Below are 14,031 nucleotides of genomic sequence, written 5' to 3' on the forward strand. Positions count from 1 at the left end.
AAGGGAGAGAGACATGGATTTTGCGGTTCCGGCCGATCTGAAGGCCTATCTGGACGAGCTCGATGCTTTCATCGAGGCCGAGATCAAGCCGCTCGAGGAGGCCGACGACAATATCCGCTTCTTCGACCATCGCCGCGAGCACAGCCGTACCGACTGGGACAATCAGGGCCTCCCGCGGCACGAATGGGAAGAGCTGCTGAACGAAGCGAAACGCCGGGCCGACGCCGCTGGGCACTGGCGCTTCTCGGCGCCCAAGAAATATGGCGGCAAGGACGGGTCGAACCTCTGGATGGCGGTGATCCGCGAGCATTTCGCAGCGAAGGGTCTTGGGCTGCACAATGATCTTCAGAACGAACACAGCATCGTTGGCAACTTTCCCTTCGTCGAGATGTTCGAGCAGTTTGCCACCAGCGAGGAGCAGAAGCAGGAGTTCATCCTTGGCGGCTTCGAAGGCAAGCGCCGCACCGCGTTCGGACTCACCGAGCCCGATCACGGATCGGACGCGACGCATATGGAAACGCGCGCGGTGCGCGAGGTGCGCGACGGGGAAGAGGGCTGGCGCATCAATGGCGAGAAGATGTGGACAACCGGTATGCACGTCGCGACCCACTGCGCGACCTTCTGCCGCACGAGCGGGGAGGATGGTGATGCGAAGGGGATCACCTGCCTGCTCGTCCCCAACCCCTCACCGGGGCTCGTGATCGAGGAGTATCTTTGGACCTTCAACATGCCGACCGACCATCCGCGGGTCAGCTTCACCGACGTCTGGGTGCCCGACAGCGCCCGGCTCGGCCCGGTCGACGGCGGGCTATCGATCGCACAGAGCTTCGTGCATCAGAACCGCATCCGGCAGGCGGCAAGCTCGCTCGGCGCCGCGGTCTACTGCATCGAGGAAAGCGTCCGCTACGCCCGCGAGAGGAAGCCCTTTGGCGAGGCGCTGGCCAAGAACCAGGCGATCCAGTTTCCGCTCGTCGAGCTCGCGACGCAGGCCGAAATGCTTCGCCTCCTCATTCGCAAGACCGCTTGGGAAATGGACAATATGCCCCACAAGGAGGTCGAGCACCGCCTCAGCGACAAGGTCAGCATGTGCAATTACTGGGCGAACCGCCTCTGCTGCCAAGCCGCGGACCGCGCGATGCAGGTTCACGGCGGCATCGGCTATTCGCGGCACAAGCCTTTCGAGCATATCTATCGCCATCACCGCCGCTACCGCATCACCGAGGGCGCGGAAGAAATCCAGATGCGCAAGGTGGCCGCCTATCTGTTCGGTTATCTGGGGCCGCGGCGGGAGACGCTCGGGAAAATCTGAGCTGGCGCCAGCTTGCCTCGCGCAAGCTGCCGCGAAGATGGCCGCGCGGGGCAGATTTTACCACCTTCGAGCGGCAAATGACCCAGGGAAGCATCCGGGGGGCGGGGGCCCTTATGCCGCGCCGCCCCCCGCGTGCCTCGGGGGTAAGTGGGGATTTCCCGAATGAGGGCGGGGGACATCAGGGACCAGACCGATATCCCCCGCCGCTCCATTGAGCGGAACACTCGGGAACAGCGATCACCATTCAATCGTCGTGCCAGTTTGCGTATTACGGGCTTTCGGGCGCTCCTTGGTGGTTAGCAAAAGCTTACCGCCTTGGATCGATGTCAAAATTACCGACACTTTTGGCACGATTTTGCGTTCATCGGCCATTCAGATGACTGACTACATTTGTAATCGTATCAAGCGAAGGGAGGGGTCCGCATGGCCGAACGGGCAAGCGAATCCGAAATGCAGGTGCTGAATGCGCTATGGGACGAGGCGCCGCTGACCGCGGCCGACCTTGCGCGTCGGATCGGCAAGGCGAATGGCTGGACACTGGCGACCGTGAAGACGCTGATCGCGCGTCTCGTCCAGAAGGGGGCCGTGACGGCGGAGGCTGACGGACGCCGCTATCTCTATCGTCCTGCGGTCGACCGCGCCGAGGCGATGGGCGAGGAATCGCAGCGTTTCGTCGACAGGCTCTTCGGGGGCCGCGTTAGCCCTATGATCGCGCATCTCGCCGAGCGGGAGGCGCTGACCGACGCCGACATCGAAGAGATTGAGGCGCTGTTGAGGAGGCTCAAGTCATGAACGCGGCGCTGATGATGGAGGCGTGGGGAGACACGATGCTCACCACGGCGCTTCTCGTCGGGGCGGTGCTCGTGATCCGCAAGCCCTTCATGCGGCGGTTCGGTCCGCGTCTCACATACGCGCTCTGGACGATTCCCGCGCTCCGTTTCGCGCTGCCGCCGCTCCCCCTTGCCGATCCCGTGGCTGCGCCCATGGCTGCCGCACCTGCGGTAGCGGAAGGCGAAATAGTGAACGCAATGACGGCACTCCCGCATGGCGCCGCGGCAACCGACGTCATTCCCGGGGCAGGCTGGGTTCTCGCCGACACCGTGCCGCTTCTCTTTCTAGCCTGGCTGGCGGGCGCCCTTGCCATTCTCGCGCGCGCCATACTCGCGCATCGACGCTTCAAGTCCGAGGTGCTGGCGCGGGGCGTCGATCTTGAACCGCTCGGAGCAATCCGGCTCGTGATGAGCGACGCGGTCGACGGGCCTGTCGCCTTCGGTCTCGTCCGGCGTTTCGTCGCGGTCCCGCGCGACTTCTTTGCCCGCTACGCGCCCGAAGAGCGCGCGCTGGCGATCGACCATGAACTCGCGCACCATCGCCACGGCGATCTTTGGGCCAATGCCGCTGCGCTGCTGCTGCTCGCGGGTCAATGGTTCAACCCGCTCGCCTGGCGCGCGATCCGTGCGTTCCGCTTCGATCAGGAGGCCGCCTGCGACGCGCGGGTGCTGGTAATGACACAGGGTGGGGCGCGCGGTCCGCGCACGGCGAGCTACGCGACCGCGATCGCCAAGGCCGCGGTCGGCTCGCGGCTCGCCCTCGCGGCGCCGATGGCCTCACACGATAGTTTGCAGGAGAGACTGACAATGCTGATGCAGCAGAATATATCGCGCCGCAGAACGCTTGCCGGGCGCCTGCTCGTCGGCGGTGCCGCGATTGCGGCGCTCGCGGCGACCGCAACGCTCGTTCCCGCAGCGACGGCGCAGTCCGGGGACCTGCCGGTGCCCCCCGCACCCCCGGCGCCTCCCGAGGCCGTCGCTCCGCCGCCCCCGCCCGCGCCGCCAGGGCCTCCCGAGGCGATCGAAGGCGCGCACCATATGGTGATCTTCTCCAGCGATGAGGATGGTGAGGGAGGGAGGGCCGATGGCGAGCGGCGGCAACTGACCCGGGTCGTGGTCCGGAGTGAGGGGGAGGGCGCGGACGGCGAAAATGGTTCGCCCGCCACGCGCCGCGTTGCGTTTCGCATGCCGGGCGGACTGTCGCGTGACGACATCCTCTCGACGCTCAAGGAGCAAGGGGTGACCGGCGCGCAGGCCGAGGCCATCGCCGACAAGCTGGAGGCGAAGCGCCACGCAGCTTTCCGCACCGCGATGGCGCCGCTTCCCCCGATGCCGCCCATCCCTCCCATACCGACAGTCGACTGGAAGGGAGTGGATGGCAAGGCGATGGCATTTGCGCATTGCGGCCCGGGTCAAACGCCGATGCCGCTTGTCGATCGCGACGACAGCGACGGCAAGAAGCGCAGCCGCGTGCTGATGGTCCGCTGCGGAGACGCAGCCGACGTGTCGGGTCAGCTCTCGGCGCTCCGCAAGGCGCGCGATCGCTTCGCCAAAGGCGGTGCTTCGGACCATATGTCGGCCGAAACGCGGGCCAAAGTCATCGCCGACATGGATCGCGCAATCGCCGACCTTGAACGCGAGACAAAATAGGCTCGCGGCGATCGAGCTTCGACGCCGGTCCATTGTCCCCGGTAGGGACCGGCGGCAGGGGCGGGGAAAGGGAGTGGCGCCTCGCTGCTCCCTTTTCTGATGATCGAGCCTTTTCCTTTCGCGGGGGCGGTGCCACATGGTGGGCATGAGCGACGAAAATGCCTGGCCTGACACAATCCGCGCCGGCGAGTGCGAGCAGCACGAGCCGCTGGTGCGCCGCGTGCTCGCGCCCAACCCCTCACCTTATACCTTCACCGGCACCCAGACCTGGATTGTCGGCTCCGGAGCCGATGTTGCCGTGATTGACCCCGGCCCGACCGGATCGGGGATGAGCATCGGCGATCCGCCTGATGCCAATGGGCAGGGCCATGTCGATGCCATCCTGCGCGCGGTCGAGGGACAGCGGGTCGCTGCGATCCTCTGTACCCACACGCACCGCGATCACAGCCCGGCCGCGGCGCCGCTCAGCAAGGCGACGGGCGCGCCGATCGTCGGCTGCGCTCCGCTCGCACTTTCGGACGACGGTCCGCGCGCCGATTCGGCGTTCGACCCGGACTATGCTCCGGATCGCGTGCTTGCCGACGGCGAGCGCATTGCGGGGGACGGTTGGACGCTGGAGGCGGTCTCGACGCCGGGTCACACGTCCAACCATCTCTGCTTCGCGCTCGTCGAGACAGGGGCGCTGTTTACCGGCGATCATGTCATGGCATGGTCCACCAGCGTCGTCAGCCCGCCCGACGGCGACATGTCCGCCTATATGGCATCGCTGAGCAAGCTCTACGAGCGCGACGACCGCGTCTATTATCCCGCCCACGGGCCCGCGGTCACCAAGCCGCGGCAGCTCGTTCGCGGTATGCTCGGCCACCGCAAGCAGCGGGAGCGGCAGATCCTGCGCGAACTTGAAAAGGGGACTGCGGCGATCCCGGTCATGGTGAGCCATATGTACAAGGGCCTTGATCCGCGCCTGACCGGCGCCGCGGGCCGCTCGGTGCTCGCGCATCTGCTCGACCTCAAGTCGCGGGGGCTGGTGCGTGTCCGCGACGAGGCTTGGGAACTGGCATGACCGTGCTGCATATGCTGTGCGCGGGGGCTCGCGCATCCGGCGCAGGAATTGTGCGTTACGAGACCGACTGCCCCTCCCGCCGCCTGGACCATACCACGTCATGACGCAGACCACCCCCCGCCTTCTGCCCCGTCTGATCCTCCTCGCCGCCGCGGCTCTGCTCGCGCTTGCCGCCTGGTGGGCGGTATCCGCGTGGCGCGATTGGCAGCGAGGCTACGACCCCGAAACCGTTGTCGCCGCCAGTCTTCAGGGTCTTCAGGAGCAGAATGTCCTCGTACCCTTCACCGCGCGTTATGTCGCGGTCGTCACCTCGACGCAGAGCCGGTTGGGGCTGAGCGCGAAGAAAACGCTGATCATGCCGGGGACCGTGCGCTATGAGCTCGATCTGGCGAAGCTGAAGCCTGCCGATCTCGACTGGGATGCGACGGCGAATGCGCTGACGGTTACCTTGCCGCCGCTGCGGCTCGCGGGGCCGGAAATTGACATCGACGCGATCAGCGAATTTCGCGATGGTGCGATCCTCCTGACCCTAACCGATGCGGAGCAACTGCTCGACGCCGCGAACCGCAAGGCGGCGCAGGAGGAATTGATCAGGCAGGCGAAGGGGGCAACGCCGATGCGCCTCGCCAAGAGCGCGGCGCGAGCCGCGATCGAACAGAGCTTCGCTATGCCCCTGAAAGCGGCAGGGATTGACGCAAAGGTCACTGCGCGCTTCGCCGACTGAATCGGGCTTTCCGTGCGCCGCATGCTGCGGTAAGAAATTTGCCAGGGTCGCATCGGGAGATGCGGATATGGCAACAGCGGGGGGCGCGGTAAGCGCCGCACGATTCTGGCAGCGGATGGCGATTGGTCTCGCTGCCTTCATCGTCTTTGGTTTCCTGCAGGCCGCGGCGCGCGGCTTCGTCGATCCGCTGAGCGCGCCAGCCTGGGTGCATGTGCACGCGCTTGCGATGCTTGCCTGGCTCGCACTGCTCATCGTCCAGCCCGCGCTGGTTGCACGCAAGAACCTCGGGCTTCATCGCCGGCTCGGCTGGCTAGGCGCGGGGCTCGCGCTCATCATCACGGGGCTTGGTGTTTTCAGCGGCGTCATGGCCCTGGTGCTGCATCGCCAGCCGCCTTTCTTCGATCCCGCCTATTTTCTTGCGCTCACTGCGATCGAATCGATGGTGTTCGGCGCGATGGTGGTCTGGGCGATCCGGCAGCGCCGCGCGACCGACTGGCACCGGCGATTGATGATCGGCGCAACGATCGTGATCCTTGAGCCGGCACTCGGGCGGGTGCTACCGATCCCGCAGATGGGCGGCTGGGCCGAACCCGCGGTCGCGCTGTGCCAGCTTGCGGCAGTTGCCTTCGTCGCAGCCTACGATCGGCGCGCGCGCGGCGCGGTCCATCCCGCGACCTGGGCGACCATGGTGGTTGTTATCGCGACGCGGGTCGCCATATCGCTGCTTGCCATGACGCCTCCCGTCATTGCGCTCGCGGCCCGTCTGTCTGGCGGCTGATCCGCCGAATTGCCCTGCAGGGGGACGCGGTGTAGGAGGCGCGTGGCAAACGCCACGACAAGGACAAGCCATGACTGCTCCCATCCGTGAAAATCTTTCGGGTCTCGACCTGCGCGCTGAGATCGACCGGCTGCGCAAGGACCGAAACGCCGTGATCCTCGCGCATTATTACCAAAAGCCCGAGATTCAGGATCTCGCCGATTTTGTCGGCGATTCGCTGGAGCTGTCGCGCAAGGCGGCAGACACCGACGCCGACGTGATCGCTTTTTGCGGCGTCAAGTTCATGGCCGAGACGGCGAAGATATTGAGCCCGGAAAAGATAGTCGTGCTGCCCGACATGGACGCGGGATGCAGCCTCGAGGACAGCTGCCCCCCCGAACAGTTCAAGCGCTTTCGCGCCGAGCATCCCGACCATATCGCGCTGACCTACATCAATTGCTCAGCCGCGGTGAAGGCGCTTTCCGACATCATCGTCACGTCATCGAGCGCAGAGACGATCATTAGCCAGATTCCCGAAAGCCAGCCGATCATCTTCGGCCCCGATCGCCACCTCGGCGGCTATCTCAATCGCAAATTCGGGCGGGAGATGCTGCTGTGGCCAGGGGTGTGCATTGTGCATGAGGCGTTCAGCGAGACCGAGCTCCTCAAGCTCAAGGCGCAGCATCCCGAGGCGCCGGTCGCAGCGCATCCTGAGTGCCCGCCGCATATCATCGATCATGCCGACTATGTCGGATCGACGAGCGGGATCCTGCAGTTTGCCAAGAATTTCCCCGGCGACACGCTGATCGTCGCGACCGAGCCCCATATCATCCATCAGATGGAAAAGGCGCTGCCCCAAAAGACCTTCATTGGCGCGCCGGGGGCCGATGGAAACTGCAACTGCAATATCTGCCCTTATATGGCGCTCAACACGATGGAAAAGCTTTACCTCGCGCTTCGTGATCTACAGCCGCGGATCGAGATGGACGAGGAGCTGCGCCTCGCGGCAAAGAGGAGTCTCGACCGGATGCTCGAGATGGCGTCGGGAACAGTGGGCAAGGGCGACCTGGGTCGCGCCTGATCCTCGTTCTCCTCGGCGAGCCGAGTCGCTTTCGCGGCAGGGGGCGATAAGGCGCCGATTCGAATCCGAAAATGTTGCGCCGCTGATACAAAAATGCTGCGCAGCAAAGCCAAATTGCTAATGCCGGACTTATCCACAGGTGCGGCAGTTTTCAGCGCATTTTTTGTTGGCGGCCAGCAGGCTTCGTGTCAGCTTCCAATCATCGGACGACAGAGACGTCGGACCCCCCGGGACCGAAGGATGGTTGCAAGACCAACCCGAGAAGAACGGAGCGGATCGACGAGGAAGTGGACCGATACTCTGGTCACGGAACGCTCCAATTCCCACGAGTTGAAGAAGACCCGACCGGAATGGAAACGCAGTCCATCGCCGGATAACAGCGACTGCTTCGGCAGAGGCTCGGACCGGATGATGAAGGGCTTTCCAGGTGCGGCCGGCCCCCGAAAGGGGGCCGACCAAACCGCCGCCGGACTGGTTCCGTGTGCGCAGCGAAGGATCGTTTTGCGGGCCGCTGATCGCAAGAGAAGCGGACCGGGATGAGCCCGAGCTAGCGGCTGGAGCAACACCGGATAGTGGGGGTTGGCAGCGATGCCGGCCCCCATTTCGCATGGGCGGTCTGCATCCTCCTTTCCCTTTCCTTGTCGTCGACCTCGATCCCCTCTCCCAGAATGGGAAGGCTGGCCTATCGGATGAACCCACCCCTTCGGGGGCGAGAAGGCTTGCCTTTCCCCCTGAAAGCCCATGGCGTCCCATAAAATTCCTTCGGTGTGAGCCGCGTCACATCACGGCATGGGCGAGGCTTCTATTCCTGCGCCTGCGACCCGGACCAGCTCCCGACCAGGAGCTGTTCCTACTTTCCCGGCCGGATTGCATTCAGTCCGGCCGGGAACCTTTTGCGCAACGCTGGCATTGTGCTGACATCGGCAAAGCGATGTTCGGACACGATAAGGCGCTTACCAAGACGCCCCCGTGCGACCCATCGCTCCGGTCCAAAAATGGGAGCAAAATATATGGGTATCATCATCACGCTTATCGTCGGCGGCATCATCGGCTGGCTGGCGAGCATCGTCATGCGCACCGACGCGCAGCAGGGCATCTTCCTCAATGTCGTCGTCGGCATCGTGGGTGCTTTTCTGGGCAATATTCTTGGCGGCATGTTCGGCAGCGGTGCCTCGCTCAGCACTTTCGACCCCGTTGGCCTCCTGTGGGCTTTCATCGGTGCGATCGTCCTGCTCGCGATCGTCAATCTGGTGCGCCGCGGTAGCGTGCGCTGACAGGGCGGCAGCGGCGCCATGCCGCTGCCATTCCGTTAGGTGAATTGATAAATCTGCGTTACCATCGCAGCGCCTGTCTCGGCAGGTGACAATGAATATCGCAAGGGGGTCATCTATGACTTGGATTATCGCAATCATCATGGGCGGTATCATCGGCTGGCTGGCGAGCATCGTCATGCGCACCGATGCGCAGCAAGGGATATTCCTCAACATCGTCGTCGGTTGTTTGGGATCGATCCTTGGCCGATTCCTGTTCGGTCGCTTTCTGGGCGGCGGCCATCTGCGCGGCGACGCATTCGACCCGATGACACTGCTCACGGCATTCATCGGTGCGGTGATCCTGCTCGCCATTGTCAATCTCGTCCGCCGCGGACGCGTGCGCTGAACCGGCGAGGTTAACGCGGCCATTTCAGGGCCCGATTGAAAAAGGGGCGGCCGATTCAGCTTCGGCCGCCCCTTTTTCATGCCTGCAGCGCAGCAATGCCTTTTTATTCTGGACCGGGCACTCGCGATGCGGATATGAAGCCCGCCCTCCGCGGGGCGGGGAGGTTCAAGTTTCGCGCTTGCCAGCGGTGATTTAATTCGATAATACACCTGCGGATTATTTGGGTCCTGTCGCGCGGATCGAGGGGCGGTTGCCGGTGCGGCAGCGGGTCCCGCAATCGTGGACGGCAGAGGGGAATTCGGCGTGAACTACGAGCGGAAAGTGGAATCGATGGACAGCTTGGCGGGCTCGGCGCAGGAATTTTACGAAGAGGCGGACGATCGCCGAAATCGCAAGCGTCTGATCATCGCCGTCGTCCTCATCGTGCTGGTGTTGGCGGCCGCCTGGTATGGTTTTTCGGCGACCAAAAGCGGCGACCCGGCTGCGGGGGACGGCGCTGCTGCCAGCACCCCGACCGTTACCGTCATGATACCGGGCATGCAGTCGGTGCAGGCGGCCATTTCGGCCAATGGCACAATCGCCGCACGGCGCGAAATGCCGGTCGGCGTCGCGGGTGAGGGCGGCCAGGTGGTGAGCGTCCTCGTCGAGCCGGGCCAATGGGTTGGCGCTGGCCAGACGCTCGCGATCATTGACCGCTCGGTCCAGGCCCAGCAGGCGGAGAGCCTTGCGGCGTCGATCCGCGTGGCGCAGGCCGATGCCGATCTCGCCGAGGCCGAGCTCAAGCGCGCCGAGGCGCTTGTGTCACGGGGCTTCATCTCCAAGGCCGACATGGATCGCAAGCGCGCGACGCGCGATGCTGCGCAGGCGCGCGTCCGCGTCGCGCAGGCGCAGTATCGCGAGGCGGTGGCACGGAACAGCCGGTTGAACATTGTCGCGCCCGCCGCCGGACTCGTGCTGACGCGCGAGGTTGAGCCCGGCCAGATTGTCGGCGCGGGCAGCGGGGTCCTGTTCCGCATGGCGAAGGGCGGGGAGATGGAAATGCTCGCGCAGCTCGCCGAAGCGGACCTGCAGCGCGTGTCTGTCGGCACCCGCGCAACGGTGACGCCGGTCGGAACCGATCTCAAGATCGAGGGACAGATCTGGCAGGAATCGCCCGTCATAAATCCCGAGACCCGGCAGGGAACCGTGCGTATCGCGCTGCCTTACAGCGCCGCGCTGCGTCCGGGCGGCTTTGCCGACGCACGTCTCGTCTCGGGGACCGGCCAGGCGCCGCTGCTTCCCGAAAGCGCGGTCCTGAGCGGCCCTCAGGGCAATTACGTGCTGATCGTCGACAAGAACAACCAGGTTCAGCGCCGGGCGGTGAAGGTCGGCACCGTCACCGACGGTGGTGTCTCGATCGCGTCGGGACTGACAGGCAACGAGCGCGTGGTCGTGCTCGCGGGCGCCTTCCTCAATCCCGGCGACAAGGTCAAGCCGGTCCTCCAGAAATCGTCGCAATAATCGACCGCTGCATCATCGCTACAGGGCGTCTGACACATGAGCTTCCGCAACATCTCCGCCTGGTGCATCCGCAATCCGGTCCCGCCGATCGTCCTGTTCGTGTTGCTGCTGCTCGCGGGCCTGGTCAGCTTCAACCGGATGGACGTCAACGACAATCCGGACATCGAATTCCCGGCGGTGCAGGTCATCGTCGCGCAGCCCGGCGCGGCACCGACCGAGCTCGAAACACAGGTCACCCAGCGGGTCGAAGCGGCGGTACGCGCGGTAAGCGGCGTCGATGAGATGTCCTCCTATGTCGGCGAGGGCAACAGCAGCACATTCGTGCAGTTCGCGATCGGAACACCGATCGACCGCGCATACAATGACGTCAACCAGGCGGTGCAGCAGATCCGTAGCGATCTGCCCGACGGCATTCTCGAGCCGCAGGTCGTGCGCGTCGACATTGCGGGGGGTCCGATCACCTATTTCTCGGTCGAAGCCGCCGACATGACGCTCGAACAGCTCAGCTGGTTCGTCGACAATACGGTGGCGAAGGAGCTGCTTTCGATCCCCGGCATGGCGAAGGTCAGCCGCTCAGGCGGTGTCGATCGCGAAATCCGCGTCATTCTCGACCCTGCCCGCATGCAAAGCTACGGTCTCACGGCAAGCCAGGTCAACCAGCAGCTCCGCCAGGTCAATCTGAATGCCGCGGGCGGCCGCGCCGAGATCGCGGGGTCGGAACAGGCTGTGCGCGTGCTGGGTAATGCCGCGAGCGCCTATGATCTCGGCCAGACGCGCATCGCCATTGGCGGTGGCCGCACGATCCGCTTGTCGGACGTCGCGAAAGTCAGTGACGGTTACGCCGAGCAGCGCAATCTCGCAAAGATGGGTGGACGACAGGTCCTCAGCTTCTCGATCGAGAAGGCGAAGGGATCCTCCGACGTTACCGTTCACGACGAGGCGATGAAGAAACTCGAGGAGATCAAGAAGAATAACCCCAAGGTCGACTTCAAGATCCTCTTCACCCGCACCGAATATACCAAGGAGCAATATCGCAGCTCGATGGCGGCCATGGTTGAGGGCGCAGTCCTTGCGGTCGTGGTTGTGTTCCTCTTCCTGCGCGACTGGCGCGCAACGCTGATCAGCGCGCTGGCCATCCCGCTCTCGGCCATCCCCACCTTCTGGTTCATGGAGCTGATGGGCTTTTCACTCAATGGCCTCTCGCTCCTCGCACTGAGCCTCGTTGCCGGGGTGCTCGTCGATGATGCGATTGTGGAGATCGAGAATATCGTCCGGCACATGCGCATGGGCAAGACCGCCTACCAGGCGGCGATCGATGCCGCGGACGAGATCGGTCTTGCGGTCGTCGCGACGACGAGTTCGATCGTCGCGGTGTTCCTGCCCGTCGCATTGATGCCCGGCGTGTCGGGGCAATTCTTCATCCAGTTCGGCATGACCGTCGTCTTCGCGGTTCTTGTCAGCCTCGCGGTGGCGCGCATGATCACGCCGATGATCGCCGCCTATTTCCTCGCCGCCGAGGGCGAACAGGCGCATGCGAATGGACCCTGGGTCGACCGCTACGAACGGCTCCTTGGTTGGACGCTGAACAGCGAAAAGCACAAGGCGGTGCGCGCGCGCTACGAGCCGGTGCCGACCCGCCCGAGCTTGTTCCTCGTCCCGCTCGCCCTGGCGGTCTTGGCGATCCTGCTGTCGACTTACAGCTATTTCCAACCGGTGCCGGTCGGCCAGGACGCTCCCAATACGGCGGTGCACTTCCTCTTGCTGACGCCGATCACGGCGGTCACCACCTTCCTCCTTGCGGGCTTCCTGATGATCGTCATTGGGGCGACGCTGGATTCCATGGGGGCGCAGTGGGCGTGGACTCGCTGGGCCAAATTCGTGGCGCGGCGCGCCTATGCGCGCCTCTTCGATCACCGCGTGTGGATCGTGGGCATCGGCGGCCTTGCGTTCGCAATGAGCATTATTCTGTTCATATTCATCCCGAAGCAGTTCCAGCCGACGATCAACAGCGATTACAGCCAGGTCAAATATGAACTGCCGCCGGGCTCGACGCTTGAGCAGAGCGAAACGATTGCGCGGCAGATCTCGGCAATCCTCGATGATAGCCCGGTGGTCGACACGGCCTTCTATGACGTCAATGTCGGGGGCGGGAACGCGTTTCTCACGCTCAAGAAGGAGCGCGAGGTGTCGAGCGTCGAATGGGAGCGCAGCCTGCAGCCGAAGCTCGGTGCAATCCCCGACGCGCGCGTGAGCTTCCAGAGCCAGTCGGGCGGCTTTTCCGGCCGCGACATCACCTTCGTCCTTGGCGGAGACGATCCGGTCGCGCTCGAGAAACATGCGCTCAAGATCGTCGACCAGATGAAGGGACTGAAGGAGCTTCGCGCGCCGCGGATCGAGGGCGATATTCCGCGGCCCGAAATCATCATCACGCCGCGGCTCGACCTCGCTGCAGACCTCGGTGTCACGACCGCAGCGCTCAGTCAGACGATCCGTATCGCGACGCTTGGCGATATCGACCAGAATGCGGCGAAATTCTCGCTCTCCGACCGCCAGATCCCGATCCGGGTTCTTCTCTCGGAGGATTCGCGCCGTAGTCTTGCGACGCTCGAGAATCTCCCCGTGCCCACCGCGAGCGGATCGACAGTTCCGCTGAAATCGGTTGCAGAGATCGGATTTGGCGCCGGCCCTACCGAACTTCGGCGCTACAACCAGACGCGGCGCATCGTGATCGGTGCCGACCTCGCGCCGGGGCTGGTGACGGGCAACGCGCAGACCAAGATCGACGCGCTGCCCGCGGTCAAGAATATGCCGCAGGGCATCCGCAAGGTGATCCAGGGCGACGCCAAGTGGCAGGCCGAGATGATGCGAAACTTCATGATCGCGGTCATCGCCGGGCTGATGCTCGTCTTCTCGACGCTGGTGCTCCTCTATCGCCGTTTCCTCTCGCCGCTCGTCAATATGTCGTCGCTGCTGCTCGCCCCGCTAGGCGGCTTGCTCGGCCTGCTCATTGCGCGGATGGAGATTTCCATGCCGGTATTCATCGGCCTCCTGATGCTGCTTGGCATCGTCGCGAAGAACTCGATCCTGCTGGTGGATTTCGCGATCGAGGAGATGGACAAGGGTATCGAGAAGGCGGCAGCGCTCATGGACGCCGGGCGCAAGCGTGCCCAGCCGATTGTGATGACCACGGTCGCGATGGTTGCTGGCATGGTTCCCACCGCGCTGTCGCTGTCGGGCGACGGGGCTTGGCGCGCGCCGATGGGCGTGGTGGTGATCGGCGGACTCATTCTCTCGACGCTACTGACGCTGCTGATCGTGCCTGCGGGATTCAGCCTCGCCGACAGCATCGAGAAACGGCTTGGCCGCTTCTTCTCGCGTACGCTGCTGACCTATCGGCCTGGCGATGACACGCGGCCGCATGCCGACCCCGTCCCACATCCAGCCGAGTGACATCGGGC

The 14,031-nt window shown here is 64.3% G+C and carries 12 protein-coding genes; 11 read left to right on the forward strand and 1 reads right to left on the reverse strand.

The features are described from left to right. The first annotated feature begins 13 nt into the window (after positions 1-13). Entirely contained in the window at positions 14-1,309 is a 1,296-nt protein-coding gene (locus tag LH20_RS02180; protein ID WP_053552816.1) for an acyl-CoA dehydrogenase family protein, read from the forward strand. A 237-nt stretch (positions 1,310-1,546) separates the two neighbouring features. Here the strand turns inward: LH20_RS02180 and LH20_RS24140 are convergent, their stop codons facing one another. After that, complete coding sequence (locus LH20_RS24140; protein ID WP_268796088.1) at positions 1,547-1,681, reverse strand: hypothetical protein; 135 nt, start codon at positions 1,679-1,681, stop codon at positions 1,547-1,549. Positions 1,682-1,732: 51 nt separating this feature from the next. Here LH20_RS24140 and LH20_RS02185 point away from each other — a divergent pair, with 51 nt between their 5' ends. From LH20_RS02185 to LH20_RS02230, 10 genes are all read left to right on the forward strand, one after another. Next, entirely contained in the window at positions 1,733-2,101 is a 369-nt protein-coding gene (locus LH20_RS02185) for a BlaI/MecI/CopY family transcriptional regulator (RefSeq protein ID WP_053552817.1), read from the forward strand. After that, positions 2,098-3,789 (forward strand): M56 family metallopeptidase, encoded by a 1,692-nt coding sequence (locus LH20_RS02190; protein ID WP_053552818.1) that lies wholly within the window; start codon positions 2,098-2,100, stop codon positions 3,787-3,789. The genes LH20_RS02185 and LH20_RS02190 overlap by 4 nt, the downstream gene beginning before the upstream one ends. Positions 3,790-3,934: 145 nt before the next feature. Beyond that, positions 3,935-4,852, forward strand: a complete 918-nt coding sequence (locus tag LH20_RS02195; RefSeq protein ID WP_053556023.1) for an MBL fold metallo-hydrolase — start codon at positions 3,935-3,937, stop codon at positions 4,850-4,852. Positions 4,853-4,952: 100 nt separating this feature from the next. Further along, a complete protein-coding gene (locus LH20_RS02200; protein WP_053552819.1) occupies positions 4,953-5,576 on the forward strand; it encodes a DUF4230 domain-containing protein in 624 nt (207 codons plus the stop codon). A gap of 67 nt (positions 5,577-5,643) precedes the next feature. Further along, entirely contained in the window at positions 5,644-6,354 is a 711-nt protein-coding gene (locus tag LH20_RS02205; RefSeq protein WP_053552820.1) for a hypothetical protein, read from the forward strand. Positions 6,355-6,424: 70 nt separating this feature from the next. Further along, complete coding sequence (nadA, locus tag LH20_RS02210) at positions 6,425-7,414, forward strand: quinolinate synthase NadA (protein ID WP_053552821.1); 990 nt, start codon at positions 6,425-6,427, stop codon at positions 7,412-7,414. 1,010 nt (positions 7,415-8,424) lie between these two features. Next, a complete protein-coding gene (locus LH20_RS02215) occupies positions 8,425-8,688 on the forward strand; it encodes a GlsB/YeaQ/YmgE family stress response membrane protein (protein ID WP_053552822.1) in 264 nt (87 codons plus the stop codon). Positions 8,689-8,803: 115 nt separating this feature from the next. Further along, positions 8,804-9,073 (forward strand): GlsB/YeaQ/YmgE family stress response membrane protein, encoded by a 270-nt coding sequence (locus LH20_RS02220; RefSeq protein WP_053552823.1) that lies wholly within the window; start codon positions 8,804-8,806, stop codon positions 9,071-9,073. A gap of 303 nt (positions 9,074-9,376) precedes the next feature. Then, positions 9,377-10,573 carry an efflux RND transporter periplasmic adaptor subunit gene (locus LH20_RS02225; protein ID WP_442800446.1) on the forward strand — a complete coding sequence of 399 codons (1,197 nt, stop codon included), beginning with the start codon at positions 9,377-9,379 and terminating at the stop codon, positions 10,571-10,573. A gap of 36 nt (positions 10,574-10,609) precedes the next feature. After that, positions 10,610-14,023 carry an efflux RND transporter permease subunit gene (locus tag LH20_RS02230; RefSeq protein WP_053552825.1) on the forward strand — a complete coding sequence of 1,138 codons (3,414 nt, stop codon included), beginning with the start codon at positions 10,610-10,612 and terminating at the stop codon, positions 14,021-14,023. The last annotated feature ends 8 nt before the right edge of the window (positions 14,024-14,031 follow it).

Source organism: Sphingopyxis sp. 113P3, assembly GCF_001278035.1.
In the GTDB taxonomy this organism is placed as follows: domain Bacteria; phylum Pseudomonadota; class Alphaproteobacteria; order Sphingomonadales; family Sphingomonadaceae; genus Sphingopyxis.

What these genes read in the sequence shown, in the direction of transcription:
- LH20_RS02180 (WP_053552816.1), top strand. Translation starts at nt 14, where the DNA reads ATGGATTTTGCGGTTCCGGCCGATCTGAAGGCCTATCTGGACGAGCTC.
- LH20_RS24140 (WP_268796088.1), bottom strand. Translation starts at nt 1,681, where the DNA reads ATGGCCGATGAACGCAAAATCGTGCCAAAAGTGTCGGTAATTTTGACA.
- LH20_RS02215 (WP_053552822.1), top strand. Translation starts at nt 8,425, where the DNA reads ATGGGTATCATCATCACGCTTATCGTCGGCGGCATCATCGGCTGGCTG.
- LH20_RS02195 (WP_053556023.1), top strand. Translation starts at nt 3,935, where the DNA reads ATGAGCGACGAAAATGCCTGGCCTGACACAATCCGCGCCGGCGAGTGC.
- nadA (WP_053552821.1), top strand. Translation starts at nt 6,425, where the DNA reads ATGACTGCTCCCATCCGTGAAAATCTTTCGGGTCTCGACCTGCGCGCT.
- LH20_RS02230 (WP_053552825.1), top strand. Translation starts at nt 10,610, where the DNA reads ATGAGCTTCCGCAACATCTCCGCCTGGTGCATCCGCAATCCGGTCCCG.
- LH20_RS02220 (WP_053552823.1), top strand. Translation starts at nt 8,804, where the DNA reads ATGACTTGGATTATCGCAATCATCATGGGCGGTATCATCGGCTGGCTG.
- LH20_RS02205 (WP_053552820.1), top strand. Translation starts at nt 5,644, where the DNA reads ATGGCAACAGCGGGGGGCGCGGTAAGCGCCGCACGATTCTGGCAGCGG.
- LH20_RS02200 (WP_053552819.1), top strand. Translation starts at nt 4,953, where the DNA reads ATGACGCAGACCACCCCCCGCCTTCTGCCCCGTCTGATCCTCCTCGCC.
- LH20_RS02185 (WP_053552817.1), top strand. Translation starts at nt 1,733, where the DNA reads ATGGCCGAACGGGCAAGCGAATCCGAAATGCAGGTGCTGAATGCGCTA.
- LH20_RS02190 (WP_053552818.1), top strand. Translation starts at nt 2,098, where the DNA reads ATGAACGCGGCGCTGATGATGGAGGCGTGGGGAGACACGATGCTCACC.